Source organism: Bradyrhizobium sp. USDA 4516, assembly GCF_054055915.1.
This window is the reverse complement of sequence record NZ_JBSRXT010000001.1, coordinates 2,935,450-2,952,242: the sequence shown is the minus strand read 5'-3', so window position 1 is coordinate 2,952,242 and position 16,793 is coordinate 2,935,450. Positions and strand designations below refer to the sequence as shown.

16 protein-coding genes are annotated in these 16,793 nt (G+C 65.3%); 8 read left to right on the top strand and 8 right to left on the bottom strand.

All coding sequences use genetic code 11. The features are described from left to right. Positions 1 to 6 precede the first annotated feature (6 nt). Positions 7 to 1,998, bottom strand: a complete 1,992-nt coding sequence (locus ACVI1L_RS13585; RefSeq protein WP_456785551.1) for a TonB-dependent siderophore receptor — start codon at positions 1,996 to 1,998, stop codon at positions 7 to 9. Between the two features lie 721 nt (positions 1,999 to 2,719). Between ACVI1L_RS13585 and ACVI1L_RS13580 the strand changes: the two genes are divergently transcribed. From ACVI1L_RS13580 to ACVI1L_RS13570, 3 genes are all read left to right on the top strand, one after another. Then, entirely contained in the window at positions 2,720 to 4,258 is a 1,539-nt protein-coding gene (locus tag ACVI1L_RS13580; RefSeq protein WP_456783095.1) for a YifB family Mg chelatase-like AAA ATPase, read from the top strand. Positions 4,259 to 4,377: 119 nt separating this feature from the next. After that, positions 4,378 to 4,899, top strand: a complete 522-nt coding sequence (locus ACVI1L_RS13575; protein ID WP_456783094.1) for a hypothetical protein — start codon at positions 4,378 to 4,380, stop codon at positions 4,897 to 4,899. Positions 4,900 to 5,002: 103 nt separating this feature from the next. Continuing rightward, positions 5,003 to 7,252, top strand: a complete 2,250-nt coding sequence (locus ACVI1L_RS13570; protein WP_456783093.1) for a response regulator — start codon at positions 5,003 to 5,005, stop codon at positions 7,250 to 7,252. Positions 7,253 to 7,425: 173 nt separating this feature from the next. Here ACVI1L_RS13570 and coaA read toward each other — a convergent pair whose 3' ends face one another. The 7 genes from coaA to hisB all read right to left on the bottom strand — a co-directional run bounded on the left by coaA (position 7,426) and on the right by hisB (position 12,260). Continuing rightward, on the bottom strand, positions 7,426 to 8,382 hold the full coding sequence (gene coaA / locus ACVI1L_RS13565) for a type I pantothenate kinase (RefSeq protein ID WP_026192056.1): 957 nt from the start codon (positions 8,380 to 8,382) through the stop codon (positions 7,426 to 7,428). 35 nt (positions 8,383 to 8,417) lie between these two features. Continuing rightward, complete coding sequence (locus ACVI1L_RS13560; RefSeq protein ID WP_028341982.1) at positions 8,418 to 8,741, bottom strand: phosphoribosyl-ATP diphosphatase; 324 nt, start codon at positions 8,739 to 8,741, stop codon at positions 8,418 to 8,420. Between the two features lie 150 nt (positions 8,742 to 8,891). After that, on the bottom strand, positions 8,892 to 9,668 hold the full coding sequence (hisF, locus tag ACVI1L_RS13555) for an imidazole glycerol phosphate synthase subunit HisF (protein ID WP_038382736.1): 777 nt from the start codon (positions 9,666 to 9,668) through the stop codon (positions 8,892 to 8,894). Between the two features lie 9 nt (positions 9,669 to 9,677). After that, positions 9,678 to 10,406: a 1-(5-phosphoribosyl)-5-[(5-phosphoribosylamino)methylideneamino]imidazole-4-carboxamide isomerase gene (gene hisA, locus ACVI1L_RS13550; RefSeq protein WP_057020434.1), complete on the bottom strand. Its 729-nt coding sequence runs from the start codon at positions 10,404 to 10,406 to the stop codon at positions 9,678 to 9,680. Further along, a complete protein-coding gene (gene hisH / locus ACVI1L_RS13545) occupies positions 10,403 to 11,053 on the bottom strand; it encodes an imidazole glycerol phosphate synthase subunit HisH (protein ID WP_028341984.1) in 651 nt (216 codons plus the stop codon). The genes hisA and hisH overlap by 4 nt, the downstream gene beginning before the upstream one ends. Further along, the gene (locus tag ACVI1L_RS13540; protein ID WP_456783092.1) at positions 11,050 to 11,580 is read right to left on the bottom strand and encodes a DUF2628 domain-containing protein; all 531 of its coding nucleotides are present in this window, start codon (positions 11,578 to 11,580) and stop codon (positions 11,050 to 11,052) included. The genes hisH and ACVI1L_RS13540 overlap by 4 nt, the downstream gene beginning before the upstream one ends. A gap of 86 nt (positions 11,581 to 11,666) precedes the next feature. Continuing rightward, positions 11,667 to 12,260, bottom strand: a complete 594-nt coding sequence (gene hisB, locus ACVI1L_RS13535) for an imidazoleglycerol-phosphate dehydratase HisB (protein ID WP_016841476.1) — start codon at positions 12,258 to 12,260, stop codon at positions 11,667 to 11,669. A gap of 245 nt (positions 12,261 to 12,505) precedes the next feature. On the opposite strand from hisB, the gene hslV reads away from it, so the two are divergent. The 5 genes from hslV (at position 12,506) to ACVI1L_RS13510 (ending at position 16,792) form a co-directional block, all read left to right on the top strand. Beyond that, positions 12,506 to 13,063 carry an ATP-dependent protease subunit HslV gene (gene hslV, locus ACVI1L_RS13530; protein ID WP_057020343.1) on the top strand — a complete coding sequence of 186 codons (558 nt, stop codon included), beginning with the start codon at positions 12,506 to 12,508 and terminating at the stop codon, positions 13,061 to 13,063. A gap of 2 nt (positions 13,064 to 13,065) precedes the next feature. Beyond that, positions 13,066 to 13,551: a GNAT family N-acetyltransferase gene (locus ACVI1L_RS13525; RefSeq protein WP_456783091.1), complete on the top strand. Its 486-nt coding sequence runs from the start codon at positions 13,066 to 13,068 to the stop codon at positions 13,549 to 13,551. After that, entirely contained in the window at positions 13,548 to 14,144 is a 597-nt protein-coding gene (locus ACVI1L_RS13520) for a DUF2585 domain-containing protein (protein ID WP_076833688.1), read from the top strand. Before ACVI1L_RS13525 ends, ACVI1L_RS13520 begins: the two co-directional genes overlap by 4 nt. A 61-nt stretch (positions 14,145 to 14,205) precedes the next feature. Continuing rightward, a complete protein-coding gene (hslU, locus tag ACVI1L_RS13515; RefSeq protein WP_057020340.1) occupies positions 14,206 to 15,510 on the top strand; it encodes an ATP-dependent protease ATPase subunit HslU in 1,305 nt (434 codons plus the stop codon). A gap of 157 nt (positions 15,511 to 15,667) precedes the next feature. Further along, positions 15,668 to 16,792, top strand: a complete 1,125-nt coding sequence (locus tag ACVI1L_RS13510) for a hypothetical protein (protein WP_456783090.1) — start codon at positions 15,668 to 15,670, stop codon at positions 16,790 to 16,792. Position 16,793: the final 1 nt, after the last annotated feature.

The following is a 16,793-nucleotide window of genomic DNA, read 5'->3' as shown; positions in this document are numbered from 1 at the left end:
GGGTGATCACCAGCGATAGGTCAGCTTCGCGATCGCCTTGCGGCCCTCCGCGTAGAAGCAGCTGGTGTTGCCGTAGCAGGCTGCCACGTAGCGCGTGTCGGCGAGGTTGGTGACGTTGAGCGAGAGGCGATAATTGTCCCTGGTATAGGCGACGAGCGCATCGACGACCGTCGACGCCGGCACCTTGAAGGTGTTGGCATCGTCACCGAACGTCGATCCGACATAGCGGACGCCGGCCCCGAACTGGACCCCGGCGAGCGGACCGCCCTGAACGGTGTAATCGCCCCACAGCGAGAAGCGGTTGAGCGGCACCGTGGTCGGCGCCTTGCCGACATTGACGGGATCCTTGGTGACTTCAGCGTCGACATAGGCGTAGCCGCCGCGGATGTTGACGCCCTCGACTAGTGTCGCGGTGCCCTCGAGCTCAACGCCGCGCGACCTGACTTCGCCGGTCTGCTCGGCGAAATAGAACGGCGGGGCGTAGGTGACGACGTTGGACCGGGTCAGGTCGAAGGCGGCCAGCGTGATCAGCGCATTGATGCCGACCGGCTGGTACTTGACGCCGATTTCGTACTGCACGCCGGACTCCGGCTTCAGCAGCTCGCCGGCGGCATTGGTGCTCAGCACCGGCAGGAATGACTCCGAATAACTGAAATAGGGCGCGATGCCGTTGTCGAAATTGTACATCACGGCGGCGCGACCGGTGAATGCCGAGGCGTCGGTCGACGTCGACGTTTTCGCGAGATTGTTGTCGAGGTCGGTGGTGACGAAATCCTGCCGCCCGCCAAGCAGAAACGACAGCCGGCCGAGCCTGATCTGGTCCTGCAGATAGAGGCCGGCCTGCGACTGCTTGATGCCGGTGTCGTCATACGGTCCGTTGTTGGTCCAGCTGTTGGTATAGACTGGCGCGAAGACGTTGAGCTTGCCGGTGCTGTAGCTCGAGGCCATGTCGCGGAACGAGGTGTTGCGGTAATCGACGCCGAACAACGTCGTATGGCTCAGCATGCCGGTGACGAACTTGCCCTGCAGCTGGTTGTCGACCGCGAAGGAATCGATCGTCGAGCTGCCGCCGGCGCCGCCGCGCGACAGCAGGCCCGCGGCTTCGTCGGCCGCCGATGCATAGCCGGTGCCGTAGAAGCTCTTCTGCTCGTTGTGCATCCACGAATAGCGCAGGTTCTGGCGGAAGGTCAGCGCCTCGTTGAAGTCGTGCGACAGCATGTAGCCGACCGAGGATTGCTCGGTGTCGAACTGGTTGAAGCCGGGCTCGCCGACGAAGCGCGTGTTCGGAATGTAGCGGCCGTTATTGGCCCAGACGGTGCCGGACGGCGGCAGGAATTGCAGGCCCCAGCCGGTGCGTTCCTTCTGGTAGTTCGCGAGGAAGGTGATCGTGGTGTCCTCATTCGGCTTCACGGTGACGGCGGGCGCAATGAAGACGCGATTGTCCTTGGTGTAGTCGACCTGGGTCTCACCATCGCGCGCGACGCCAGTCAGGCGCCACAGCACCGTTCCTTCCTTGTTGGCGCGGCCGCCGATGTCGAACTCGCCCTGATAGCGGTTGAAGCTGCCGCCCGACAGCGACACTTCCCCGAACTCGCGTGCAGTCGGCAGCTTGCTGACATAGTTGAGGATGCCGCCGGTGCCACTGCCGCCGAACATCGCCGAGGATGGCCCCTTCAGGACCTCGAGGCGCTCGGCTCCGTACGGATCGAGCCCGAGGAAGTGCACATAATTGCTGCTCGGCAGCCGCAGGCCGTCGAGATAGAGGCCCGGCATCGTCATGTCGAAGCCGCGGATCTGCAGGCCGCCGAAGCGGGTGTCCGATCCGCCATTCACGTCGCCGCTGACGCCGGCGGTGTAGCGCAATGCCGCGCCCACCGATTCCGCACCCTGGTTCCTGATCTGGTCCGTGGTGACGACCGAGATCGATTGCGGGATTTCGATCAGCGGCGTGTCGGTCTTGGTCGCCGTGCCCGAACGCGCGGCAACGAACCCGACCACCGGACCGCCGGCTCGCTCGCCGGCGCCGGCACCGGATCGTGCCGCCGCTGGCGGCGTCGCCTGCTGGGATCGAGCCACGCGGTTGGCGCGGCTCGCGCGTGCGGCCACCGGACGACGAACCGGTTTTGCATTCGCAGTGATCGCGCGCTGCTGAGGCGCGTCCACGCTCACCGGCGGCAGTTCCGATTGCGCGTCGGCGCGTTCAGTCGTGACTCCTGCGGCAAGGACGGCGGCGGTACACAGACCGATCGTTCGCAGCGCTGGATGTTGACGGGTGGAATGCGAAGCAAGTCGATCGATCACGCGAAGGCGCCCCTGATGTCAGCCTGGATGGATTTGTGATCCGGCTCTACAGCGCGGGGCTCGCGAGTACAGACCTCGGCAGTTGGAATAGATCGAGACTGCGCGCGCGATCAGCGTGCGAACACTGAAACCGCGGGGAAATCGACGACGCGCTGCGACAATAAGCGCGCGATGCTCGTCGTGCTGGAATGATTCTTGAGAATGATTCCTGCAGTTGTCGACGATGCGAGCTGTGTTCGATCGCGCGAGGCGCGTCATGGCGCGCGACGCCCGACGCCACCGCGCCGGCCGGAAACGGAAGCGCCGCGCGGTGAATTGGTACCGGGCGACCAGCCCTCGGCGCCGCGAACGTTCTTGTAATGTTCTTGCACTTGCCGCTCGGTTCCGCTACCTTCGATTGCGGAAGAATAGGGGCAGCATGGTCCAGCGCGTTTCCACCGTCGCATTCGAGGGGATCGAGGCCCGCGCGGTCGACGTGCAGGTGCAGGTTGCGCCGGGATTGCCGGCATTCGCGATCGTCGGCCTGCCCGACAAGGCGGTGTCGGAAGCCCGCGAACGCGTGCGTTCGGCGCTGATCGCCTCCGGCCTCGCGCTTCCCGCCCGCCGCATCACCGTCAACCTCGCACCCGCTGACCTGCCCAAGGAGGGCAGCCATTACGACCTGCCGATCGCGCTCGGCCTGATGGCGGCGATCGGCGCGATCCCGCCGGATGCGCTGAACGGCTTTACCGTGCTCGGCGAGCTCGGGCTCGACGGCTCGCTCGCGCCGGTGGCGGGCGTGCTGCCCGCGGCAATCGGCGCCAATTCGCGCGACGAGGGATTGATCTGCCCGGCCGCCTGCGGCTCGGAAGCCGCCTGGGCCAGTCCGGACATCCAGATCATCGCGGCAGAATCGCTGATCCAGATCGCCAACCACTTCAAGGGCACGCAGGTGCTGTCGCGGCCGCAGCCGAAGGTGCATGAGCGCGAGGAAACGCTTTTGGACCTGCGCGACATCAAGGGCCAGGAGAGCGCGAAACGCGCGCTCGAGATCGCCGCCGCCGGCGGTCATCATCTTCTGATGATCGGCTCGCCCGGCGCCGGCAAATCGATGCTGGCGGCGCGACTGCCCTCGATCCTGCCGCCGCTGTCGCCGTCGGAGCTGCTCGAAGTCTCGATGATCGCCTCGGTTGCCGGCGAGATCCGCGACGGCGCCCTGACCGCGCGACGCCCGTTCCGCAGCCCGCATCATTCCGCCAGCATGGCCGCGCTGACCGGCGGCGGCATGCGCGCCAAACCGGGCGAGATCTCGCTGGCGCATCAGGGCGTGCTGTTCCTCGACGAATTGCCGGAGTTCGATCCGCGCGTGCTGGATTCGCTGCGTCAGCCGCTGGAGAACGGCGAGGTTTCGGTGAGCAGGGCCAACCACCGCGTCACCTATCCGGCGCGCTTCATGCTGGTCGCAGCCATGAACCCGTGCCGTTGCGGCCATGCCTATGAACCCGGCTATTCCTGCAAGCGCGGCCGGCTCGACCGCTGCACCGGCGACTACCAGATGCGGATCTCCGGCCCGCTGATGGATCGCATCGACCTGCGGATCGAGGTGCCCGCCGTGACCGCGGCCGATCTGATCCTGCCGCCGCCGGCGGAGGGATCGGCCGAGGTTGCCGCCCGCGTCGCGGCCGCGCGCGACATCCAGCTCGCGCGCTATGCGGCTGCCGGCATGCCGCATGTCCGCACCAATGCGGAAGCGCCGAGTTCGCTGCTCGAGACCATCGCGCAACCCGACGCGCATGGGCAGAAGCTGCTGCGCGAGGCCGCCGACAACATGCACCTCACCGCGCGCGGTTATCACCGCGTGCTGCGGGTGGCGCGCACGCTTGCCGATCTCGACGGCGCCGAGACGATCGGCCGGCTACATCTCGCCGAAGCGCTGTCTTATCGTGCATTGGCCGACGATTTGCGCCGCGCGGCGTGATCTCCGCCGGCTTCCGGCCGGTGCCCGCCGCGTCAACGTGACAGTAACCACTCTCATTTACGCTCCGCAAACCATAAGCACCGCGATCGGCGGCAAGCTTGGGTCGAGCGAGTTGTGTCATGTTGCGTTTGAAGATTTTGACCTCGGTGGTCCCCCTTGCCGTGGCCGCGGTCCTTGCCCGCGCCGAATTCCTGCCGGGCCCGCGGCCCTGCATCGAGGTGGGCGGCGCCACGATGCAGATCGCATCGATCCCCCGGCTGGCGCAGCTTCACGTCAGCTTCACTGACGACCCCAGCCAGGCCACCGTCCGGGTCCAGATCGCCGACAGCGCCGACGCCGCCGACTTCACCGTGATCGACGACATCGACGACGCCGAGGCCGGCGCCTGCGAGAGCAGCGCGACGGCGCAGCTGATCGGGATTTCCGGCGATGCCTCGGCAACCGGCCCCGTCATCTATCTGACGCGTGATGCTGGCCCGTCCGACTATCGTGTCTTCGTGCAGTCGAAGACGTTCTCAGCGCGGGATGCCGCGGCCCTGATCGTCAGCGCCCGCGGCGGACACCGCCGCCTCGAAGCCGCAACGCCCGCACCTGACAAGCGCGTCCCGAACCGGGTCATGGCGGAATTAACCTCCCGCTAACCTTGTTCTGAGGGCAGCGCGAAATGGCCACCAATTTCAAGCACTTTGCAAGCTGGCCGACGCATCGTCAGCGCCAGATCAAGCTGTCTCAGGGTCACCATTGATGGGGCGTTTCTTCCGGATCAAGTTGCGCCTTCGCCGCTTCCTCCGGCGCCATTCCTGGCTCGCGACGATCGTGCGCTCGTTCACGATCTTCTCCGTCGCGTTTGGCAGCGCCTTCGGGTTCATTTCGGGCGCGCTCTCGCAACAGAGCGGCTACGATCCCAATGCATTCGCGATCGGGGTCAGCTTCCTGTTCGCGCTCGCCTGCCTTTGGATCGTGACGCTCGGCATCCGCCTGCGGCTGATGCGCAAGCGGCTGCGCACCATCGCCATGCACAATGAAGCGATGGCCGACCGCAACTGGGAACTGCAGGAGGCCGAGCAGCGCGCCTCTACCCTGTTCGAGGCGCAGGACGATTTGATCGTGCTGCGCGACCTCGACGGGCTCATCACCTATGCCAACGATGCCTATTGCGAGCTGGCGCAGAGGCCCCGCAGCGAATTGATCGGCAGCACCGCAACGCTGAAGGTGCTCGAACAAGGCGACACCGCGCTCGAATCCAACGGCACGCGGGTCTACGACCAGAAGATCGAGGGACCGCTCGGACCGCGCTGGATCGCGTGGCGTGAAGGCCTCGTGCGCAACGATGCCGGCGCGCCTGCGGAGATGCAGAGCGTCGGCCGCGACGTCACCGACCGCACCGAGAGCGAGCGCGCGCTCGCCGAAGCGCGCGATCAGGCCGACGCCGCCAACCGCGCCAAGTCGCGCTTCCTTGCGATGGCGAGCCACGAGATCCGCACCCCGCTGAACGGCATCATCGGCATGAGCGGATTGCTGATGGATACGCAGCTGACGTTGGAGCAGATGACCTACGTCAAGGCGGTCAAGACATCCGGCGACGCGCTGCTCGCGCTGATCGAGGAGCTGCTCGATTATTCCAAGATCGAGGCCGGCAAGATCGATCTCGAACACCGCGCGTTCGCGCTGTCCGGCCTGATCGAGGACATCACCGAGCTGCTGGCGCCGCGTGCGCAGACAAAGGGCATCGAGATCGCCGCCTATGTCGACGAACGGCTGCCGATGCAGGTGACCGGCGACGCCGCGCGGCTGCGTCAGGTGCTGCTCAATCTCGCCGGCAACGCCATCAAGTTCACCGCGACCGGTGGCGTGGCGCTGATCGTCGAGCCCGGCATCTGGCCGAACGAGATCAGCTTCCTGGTCCGCGACACCGGTATCGGCATCGCACCGGATGCGCAGCAGCGTATCTTCCGGGAGTTCGAGCAAGCCGACGACCGGATCGCGCGCAGCTATGGCGGCACCGGCCTCGGCCTTTCGATCAGCGACCGCATCGTCAAGCGGATGGGCGGCCGCATCACGCTCGCAAGCACGCCGGGCGCCGGCTCGACCTTCGAGGTGTCGATCCCGCTCGTCGCCGCCGATACCGGCGAGGCCAACGGCTTCGCCGCGCCCGACTTGACGGGACAGTCGATCATGCTGGTGGCGCCACACAGCATCGAGGTCTCGCTGATCTCGCGGCGGTTGCAGCGCTGGGGCGCACAGACCTGCATCGTGTCGGATGCCAACGTCGCCGAGGCGCTGCTGCCGGAGCGGAGCTGGCATGCGGTGCTGATCGACCACACGCTCGGCACGCCGGCGATGGAGGCGTTTGCCGACGCCTCCCGCCTCCATGCAACCCATCGCATCGTGATGTTCACGCCGGCGACGCGGCAGGACCTTTCGGCTTCCGAGTCAGCCATGTTCACCGGCTACCTGGTGAAGCCATTGCGCGCGTCGTCGCTCGCCGCGCGCCTGACCGCATCGCCGGAAGTCGCTGCGCCGAGCCTCGCGATCGAGGCGGCCGCCGAGTCCGCGCCCACAGCGCTTGCGTCCGCGCTGCCGGACAAGGGGCTCTCGATCCTGGTCGCCGAGGACAATGAGATCAACGCGCTGTTGATGCGCTCGCTGCTCACCCGGCTCGGCCACAACGTGGTCATCACCACCAATGGTGAGCAGGCGATGGAGTCCTGGCTGTCGGCGACCTCAGCCGGCACGCCCTATGATCTCGTGCTGATGGACATCCAGATGCCGCGCCTCAACGGCATCGAGACCACCAAGCAGATCCGCACCCATGAAGCGGCACAATCCGTCCGCCGGACCCCGATCCTGGCACTGACGGCAAATACGCTGGTGGAAGACCGCTATGCCTGCTTCGAAGCCGGCATGGACGGTTTTCTGATCAAGCCGCTCGACCGCGAAAAGCTGGAAGAAGCGCTCGCGGGCCTCGCCGCCGCACGGCACATTGCGGCGTAGCAGCCAATACCTCAGTGTCGTCCCTGCGCAAGCAGGGACCCATAACCACCGAAGCCAGTTTTGCGTCCGCTGGGGCTACAGCGCTGCAAATCACAGGTACCTGTGGTTATGGGTCCCCGCGTTCGCGGGGACGACAGCTGTGATGTGGCGCTTTCGCTGAGATACGGTTCCTACTACAGCCGGCGCAGCGCGACCGATTGCACCACGTGGTCGGCGCCCTTCTTCAGGATCAGCGTCGCGCGCGGGCGGGTCGGCAGGATGTTGTCCTCGAGATTGGCGAGGTTGGTGCGCTCCCAGATCGCGATCGCGGTCGCCGTGGCTTCCTCGTCCGACAGCGGCGCATAGCGGTGGAAGTAGGACCTCGGATCGGTGAACGCGGTGTCGCGCAGCGCCAGGAAGCGCTTGATGTACCACTCCCGCAGCACGGCCTCGTCGGCGTCGATATAGACCGAGAAGTCGAAGAAGTCGGAGACGAACGGCACCGCCTTGCCGTCGCGCGGCAGCCGCCCGGTCTGCAGCACGTTGACGCCCTCGACGATCAGGATGTCCGGCTGGTCGATCTCGACCCATTTGTTCGGCACGATGTCGTAGGTCAGATGCGAATAGACCGGCGCGCGCACGCGGCGCCGTCCCGCCTTGATGTCGCTGAGGAACGACAGCAGCGTCGGCAGGTCGTAGCTTTCCGGAAAGCCCTTCTTCTGCATGATGCCCTGCCGCTCGAGCACGGCATTCGGAAACAGGAAACCGTCGGTCGTGATCAGGTCGACCTTCGGCCGCGGCGACCAGCGCGCCAGCAGCGCCTGCAGCACGCGAGCCGTGGTCGACTTGCCGACCGCGACGGATCCGGCGACGCCGACGATGTAGGGCATCTTGCGGTCGCGGATGTTGAGGAACTGGCGCTGCGAGTAATACAGCCGCTGCGTCGCATCGACATAGATCGAGAGCAGCCGCGACAGCGGCAGGTAGATGTCCTCGACCTCCTGCAAATCGAGGCGATCGTGCATCGAACGCAGGCGATCGAACTCGCCGGGCTCGAGCGTCATCGGCGTATCGTCACGCAGATGCGACCATTGCTGGCGCGTGAAGATGCGGTAGGGGTTGTACTGTTGATCTGGTGCCCGGATGTCCATGAGGCCGCCCCTCTCGATGCGCTCGATCATTTGCGCTAGTCGCGCTTGCGCGACGCCTTCTCTTCCAGTCCCGACATCGAGGTGCGCTTCTCCAGCGCGGCCTCGACGTCCTCCAGCTTCACGCCGCGGGATTTCAACAGAACCAGCAGGTGAAACACGAGATCGGCACTTTCGGCGATGAGGTGATCGCGGTCATTCTCGACCGCGGCGATCACGGTCTCGACCGCTTCCTCGCCCAATTTCTTGGCGCAATGCTCCGCGCCCTTGTCGAGCAGCTTGCGGGTGTAGGACGCCTCACCGCCCGTTGCAGCGCGGGCGTCGATGGTGGCGGCCAGATCGTGGACCGTGAAACGCGACATCAACTCAACTCAAGCATGCACAGCGGCACCGCACGGGTACCATCCCTTAGGTGGGGACTTAGCATTTTTGTGACAAGGAGTCCCAGCTCTCCCTGTTTGAGCGTGGTCTTCACGGAAAACCGGTTTCCACTTTTCCTGACCACGCTCACGCTAGGGATCGAGCCGCATCGGCAGGCCGGCGCGCACCATGTGATCCTTGGCCTGGCGGATGGTGAATTCCCCGAAGTGGAAGATCGACGCGGCCAGCACGCCGGTGGCGTGACCCTCGCGGACGCCGTCGACCAGGTGGTCGAGATTGCCGACACCACCGGACGCGATGACCGGTACGGGGACACTGTCCGCGATCGCCCGAGTCAGCGGCAGGTCAAAGCCCTGCCTGGTGCCGTCCCGGTCCATCGAGGTCAGCAGGATTTCGCCGGCGCCGAGCGAGACGACCTCCTGGGCGTATTCGATGGCGTCGATCCCGGTGGCATTCCGTCCACCATGAGTGAAGATCTCCCAGCGGTCCGAGCCGCCGGCGCGCTTGACCCGCTTGGCGTCGATCGCGACCACGATGCATTGCTCGCCGTATTTCTCGGCCGCTTCCTTGACGAATTCGCGCCGGCTAACGGCCGCTGAATTGATCGAGACCTTGTCGGCGCCGGAGCGCAGCAGGGTCTTGATGTCGTCGACGGTGCGGACGCCGCCGCCCACGGTCAGCGGCATGAAGCAGGCTTCCGCCGTCCGCCGCACCACGTCCAGCATGATGCCGCGGTTTTCATGGGTGGCGGTGATGTCGAGGAAGGTGAGCTCGTCGGCGCCGGCGGCGTCATAGGCGATCGCGGCCTCGACCGGATCACCGGCGTCGCGCAGATCGACGAAGTTGACGCCCTTGACCACGCGGCCGTCCTTGACGTCGAGGCACGGGATCACGCGAACCTTGAACATGATCTCCTCCTACGCGCCGCGGATCAGCTGAAGGGCAGCGGCCGGATCGAGCCGTCCGTCATAGAGCGCACGGCCGACGATCGCACCGGCCAGCTTCTTCGCACGCGGCTCCAGCAGCGCCTTGACGTCGTCGATCGAGGCAAAGCCGCCGGAGGCGATCACTGGAATCGAGATGCGGTCGGCAAGCGCGATGGTGGCGTCGAGGTTGAGGCCCTTGAGCAGGCCGTCGCGGGCGATGTCGGTAAAGATGATCGCGGCTACGCCGGCATCCTCGAAGCGCTGCGCGATCTCGAGCGCGGTCACATGCGAGGTCTCGGACCAGCCTTCGACCGCGACCTTGCCGTCGCGCGCATCGAGGCCCACGGCGACACGGCCGGGGAATGTCTTCGCCGCGCCCTTCACCAGCTCAGGATCGCGCACCGCGGCGGTGCCGATAATGACGCGCGTGATGCCCTTGTCGAGCCAGGCCTCGATGGTCTTGAGGTCGCGGATGCCGCCGCCGAGCTGCACCGGCATGGTGACGGCCTTCAGCATCGCCTCCACCGCATGCGCATTCATCGGCTTGCCGGCGAAGGCACCGTCGAGATCGACCACGTGGAGATATTCGAAGCCCTGCGCGGCGAAGCTCGCCGCCTGCGCCGCCGGATCGAGATTGAACACGGTGGCGCGCGCCATGTCGCCCTGCTCCAGGCGCACGCACTGGCCGTTCTTCAGATCAATCGCTGGAAAGAGAATCACGGCTTCCACTTCAAGAAATTGGCGATCAAAGCGAGGCCGAAGCGCTGGCTCTTCTCGGGGTGAAACTGGGTGCCGATCGCGGTGTCCTTGCCGACGATCGCGGTCACCGGCCCGCCATAGTCGGCGCGCGCGAGCACGTCCGCCTCATTGGCGGCGTTGAGGTGATAGGAGTGCACGAAATAGGCGTGACGTCCTTTCGGCCCGAGCGGCAGCCGCTCCAGCACCGGATGCTCGCGCACCATGTCGAGCGTATTCCAGCCCATATGCGGGACCTTCAGGCTCTCGTCGCGCGGCTCGATCTTCTCGACATCGCCGCCGATCCAGTTGAAGCCCTCGGTGATCACGTGCTCCTTGCCGCGCGTCGCCATCAGCTGCATGCCGACGCAGATACCGAAGAACGGCCGGGCCTTGACCCGCACCGCCTCGGTCAGCGCCTCCAGCATGCCGTCGACCGCGTCGACGCCGCGGCGGCAATCGGCGAACGCGCCGACGCCGGGCAGCACGATGCGATCGGCGCGATACACCGCATCGGGATCGCGCGTCACCTTGATGGCTTGCGGATCCTCCATGCTGCGCGCGGCGCGCTCAAAGGCCTTGGCCGCCGAATGCAGATTGCCGGAGCCGTAATCGATGATTGCAACGGTCATCGCGTTCCTCCTGGCTCTGGAAACAATCCGATGATGCCGCCTTGCGGCATCGACGGGGGTTTTGAGAATGACTGACCCGGAACGTCGCGGGTCGGCGGCGGCGCGCCGCGATCGACCGAGCGCTGATCGTGGACGGCGCCGCGATGCCGCGCGGTCCAGCGCGCGAAGAAGCGGCGCTCAGCGGCCTCCGCATCGTCGCCCACGACGATGTCGATCTGGCGCCACCTGCGCCGCGACAGCGTCCAGCGCTGCAGGGTCGCGGCCTCGAGGCCGAGCAACACCATCAGCACCAGGTCGACTAAGAAGATCGCGCTACGGCCGACACCAAGCTTGGCCAGCGCGTAATCGATCACGAAAGTAAGAACGAACCAGCCGATCAGCGCCAGCCAGAGCCGATGCCAGGCCAGCCAGATCACGCCCGCAACCGCGGCCCAGAAATGGAAGCCGTCGCGCACGAAGACGAACTTGTCGGTCGCCGCGAGATCGGCGCCGTTGGCCACGGGGGCATGCACTGTATAGACCGGCATCGAACGCTCCGCCGAGGATGGACTCTTAGTTAAAGCACGATCTTTCGGAAAACCGGCATCCACTCTCCCGGATCATGCTCCAGAGATCAGCCGCCGAGCTGACCCTTGGTCGAGGGCACTTCGCCCTGGGCACGCGGATCGATCGCAATTGCCGTCCGCAGCGCCCTCGCCAGACCCTTGAAACAGGATTCGGCGATATGATGGCTGTTCTCGCCATATAGGGTCTCGACGTGCAGAGTCACGCCGGCGTTCATCGCGAAGGCGTTGAACCATTCGCGCACCAGCTCGGTGTCGAACTCACCGATCTTGTCGCGCGGGAATTCGGCCTTGAACACCAGCACCGGGCGGCCGGAAATGTCGATCACGACGCGCGAGAGCGTCTCGTCCATCGGCATGTGGATCGAGGCATAGCGGGTGATGCCGGCCATGTTGCCGAGCGCCTGCTTCACGGCCTGTCCGAGCGCGATCCCGACGTCTTCGGTGGTGTGGTGGTAATCGACATGGAGATCGCCATCCGCCTTCACCGTGATGTCGATGCGCGAATGCCGGGCCAGGAGGTCGAGCATATGGTCGAAGAAGCCGATCCCGGTCGAAACCGTGGATACGCCTGCTCCGTCGAGGTTGACCGTCACCTCGATGTCGGTCTCCTTGGTCTTGCGCTTGATGGTTGCGGTGCGCATGAAAATTAAGCTTTCCCGTGCCGAAAACGCCGGTCTTTTAACAGGCTGATGTCACCTTCGCTACTGCGGGATGACCTCGAAACGCCCCAACTTCCGGCCATGGTGACCGGAATTCGTTGTCGATCTGGTTCTGCCGCGCTTTCCTCACGCGAACCGGTACCCACTTCGCCTGAAAACACGCCGATTTCGTCCCGATTGTAACCCCCTGCCCGACCGCCTAAATCTGCCCGGAAGAGAGGTAACCTATGCAAGCATCCCCAAATGAGCTGCCGGTCTGGCATGGCACCACGATCTGCACGGTCCGCAAGGGCGGCAAGGTGGTGATCGGCGGCGACGGGCAGGTCTCGATCGGCCAGACCGTGATCAAGGCCAATGCCAAGAAGGTCCGCCGGATCGGCAAGGGCGACGTGATCGGCGGCTTTGCCGGCGCCACCGCCGACGCCTTCACCCTGTTCGAGCGACTGGAAAGCAAACTGGAGCAATATCCGGGGCAGCTCACCCGGGCGGCCGTCGAGCTCGCCAAGGACTGGCGGACCGACCGCTACCTGCGCCGGCTGGAGGCCATGATGATCGTGGCCGACAAGGACGTTTCCCTGGTGCTGACCGGCACCGGCGACGTGCTGGAGCCCGAATCCGGGGTCATGGCGATCGGTTCCGGCGGCAATTACGCCCTCGCCGCGGCCCGCGCGCTGGTCGATACCGACAAGGACGCCGAGACCATCGTCCGCCGCGCCCTGGATATCGCCGCTGATATCTGCGTCTACACCAACCGGAACGTGACGATCGAGACGATCGGCGGCTGAGCATGGCCAGCCCCTATCATTTCCGCCCGATGACGCCGGCCGACCTGCCGCTGGTCAAGCAGTGGCTGGCATTGCCGCATGTCCGGGAATGGTGGGGCGATCCGGCCGAGCAATATGCGCTGGTCAGCGGCGACCTCGATGAGCCGGCCATGGACCAGTTCATCGTCGCGGCCGATGCGTCCGATTTGGGCTACATCCAGTGCTACGACCTGACGGCGTGGAATTCCGGCTTCGGGGTCCAGCCTGAGGGCACGCGCGGGGTCGACCTCTTCATCGGCGAGCCCGACATGATGGCAGGTGGCCACGGCTCGGCGCTGATCCGCGCCTTTGTCGATGACCGGCTGGCGCAGGGCGCGCCACGCATCGTCACCGATCCCGATCCGGCCAATGCGCGCGCGATCCGCGCCTACGAGAAGGCGGGTTTTCGAAAGATGGGTATGGTCGATACGCCGGACGGGCCGGCGCTGCTGATGGCACGCGACGCATGACGATCGCGCACAAGCCCATCACCGGCGTTTCAGCGCGGCATTGGCTGGCGATCGCGGCAGCGCTGCTGGTGCTGCAGGCGGCGCTGCTTTATGCGATGGGCCGTCTGCCGATCTGTGCCTGCGGCTACGTCAAGCTCTGGCATGGCTCGGTTCAGAGCTCGGAGAACTCGCAGCACATCGCCGATTGGTACACGCTGTCGCATGTGCTCCATGGCCTGCTGTTCTACGGTCTGACCTTCCTCCTGTTGCCGCGCCTCGCCTGGCCCGGGCGGCTGATTGTCGCGATGCTGATCGAAGGCAGCTGGGAGCTCGTCGAAAACTCCAACTGGATCATCGAGCGCTACCGCGCCGGCACGATCTCGCTGGACTATTACGGCGACACCATCGTCAATTCGGTGTCGGACACCCTTGCGATGGTTGTCGGCTTCCTGCTGGCGCGCAAGCTGCCGATCGCGGCGACCGTCGCGCTCGGCGTGTTGTTCGAAACCGTGCTGCTGCTTCACATTCGCGACAATCTGACACTGAACATCATCATGCTGATCCACCCGTTCGAGGCGATCAGGCAGTGGCAGGCCGGGCCGCCGATTCTTTAGGGGACGATGCCTTGGAGGACTGCCGCTTGCCGAGACCGCGATTCCAACCTAGCTAGAGCCAATGACTCACTTCTCTCCCCGTGAAATCGTTTCTGAACTCGACCGCTTCATCGTCGGCCAGACCGACGCCAAGCGCGCCGTCTCGATCGCGCTGCGCAACCGCTGGCGGCGGCTGCAGCTCGCCGGTTCCCTGCGCGAGGAGGTTCTGCCCAAGAACATCCTGATGATCGGGCCGACCGGCGTCGGCAAGACCGAGATCGCGCGGCGGCTGGCCAAGCTCGCCGGCGCGCCGTTCCTCAAGGTCGAGGCCACCAAGTTCACCGAGGTCGGCTATGTCGGCCGCGACGTCGAGCAGATCGTCCGCGACCTCGTCGAGGTCGCGATCGCGCAGACCCGCGAGCGCAAGCGCAAGGACGTTCAGGCCCGCGCCCAGCTTGCCGCCGAGGAACGCGTGCTGGACGCGCTGGTCGGCCCGGGATCGAGCCCGGCGACGCGCGAGTCGTTCCGCAAGAAGCTGCGCGCCGGCGAGCTCAACGACAAGGAAATCGAGATCGAGACGCAGTCGGGCGGCAGCGGCATGCCGATGTTCGAAATCCCCGGCATGCCCGGCGCCCAGATGGGCGCGATCTCGCTCGGCGACATCTTCGGCAAGATGGGCGGACGCAGCAAGACCCGCCGCCTGACGGTGGAGGGCTCGCACGAAATCCTCGTCAACGAGGAATCCGACAAGCTGCTCGACACCGATCAGCTGGTGCAGGAAGCGATCAACGCGGTCGAGAACAACGGCATCGTGTTCCTCGACGAGATCGACAAGATCTGCGTGCGCGAGAACCGCGCCGGCGGCGACGTCTCCCGCGAGGGCGTGCAGCGCGACCTGCTGCCGCTGATCGAGGGCACCACGGTCTCGACCAAGCACGGCGCCGTCAAGACCGACCACATCCTGTTCATCGCCTCGGGTGCGTTCCATATCGCCAAGCCGTCGGACCTTTTGCCGGAGCTGCAGGGCCGCCTGCCGATCCGCGTCGAGCTGCAGGCACTGACCCGCGACGACATGCGCCGGATCCTGACCGAGCCGGAGGCGTCGCTGATCAAGCAATATGTCGCGCTGATGAAGACCGAAGGCGTCACGCTCGACATCACCGACAATGCCATCGACGCGCTGGCCGATGTCGCCGTGGCGGTGAATTCCACGGTCGAGAATATCGGCGCAAGGCGGCTGCAGACCGTGATGGAGCGGGTGCTGGACGAGATCTCCTTCACCGCGCCCGATCGCCACGGCGAGACCATCCAGGTCGACGCCGACTACGTCACCAAGCATGTCGGCGACCTCGCCAAGAACACCGACCTGAGCCGATTTATTTTGTAGGCGGCCACCATAGTCGTCCCGGCGAAAGCCGGGACCCATAACCCCGACAGTCCGCGGTGACAAAGACTCGGGCCGACATTCCTTCTAGAACTACCTTCGGTGGTTATGGGTCCCGGGTCGCGCTTCGCTTGCCCGGGACGACGAGAGTGGGCGATCGATGAATCTGCGGGTGCGGCAAAACCCCTGGCGCCTGATGCTGGCCGTCAATGCGGCGGTGCTGGTCGGCGTGTTCCTGCACAAGATCGCGCTGCCGCCCTTCGTTCCCTACATCCATCTGCTGGTCGACTATCATTACGGCTTCACCAAGCGCGCGCTGGTCGGGGCGATCGTGTCGCTGTTCACCGACAAGGTGCCCGTATGGCTGGTGTTCGCGCTGGCCGGCGCGATCTGGCTGGTGACGCTGGGGCTGTTCATCAAACTGTTCCGCCGCACATTCGGCTTCAACGACGCGCATTGGCCGTTATTCGTCTTCATCGCGGGCTCGCCGTTCTTCCTGAAGAACTTCATGCACACGCTCGGCCATTTCGACATCTATGGCTGTGCGCTGACGATCGTGCTGCTGCTGATCCCGGCGCGCTCAGTGGCGTATGTGCTGATTGCCGCGCTGTTCTCGATCCTGCTGATCCTGGTCCATCACATCTTCGTCTTGATGTATGTGCCGACCATCACGGCGATCGTGGTGCTGCGCTTTTATCTGGTGCAGGGCGTGACGCCGCGGAACGCCGTCTTCGGCATCGCAGCGCTCGCAGGCATCGGCATCCTGTTCCTGGTCGCGCAATTCGCTGGCACGGTCGACGTGCCCTATGACGAATTCATCCGTCATCTGCAGAGCCGGATGGCCGATCCGTCACGCACCGACCTGCTTCAGTTCGGCTACATCTGGTACCAGCCGCTGTCGAAGGAGTTCGCCGACACCTGGGCGCGCATGCCCTCGAACATCCTGGGCGTTCCGGTGTTTGCGCTGCTGATCTGGCTGCACACGCCGCTGTGGCGCTATTTCGCGCGACTGATTGGCGCGCTCGCGAGTGAACTGCATCGCCGGATCGTGCTCGGAGCGCTCGTTGTGATCAGCGCCGGCTATTTCGTGATGTTCGTGACCGTGTTCGACTATTCGCGCTGGATCTCGAACTGGGCGGTCTGCATGTTCCTGATGCTGCATGCCACCAGGATGCTGCCGGCGTCGAAGGACGTGCCGGCGATCCCGTCGGACGACCGCAAGACGACGATATCAGGCTGGATCGTAACGCTGATCCCGCGCGTCGGGATCGTCCGCCCGTTTTAGC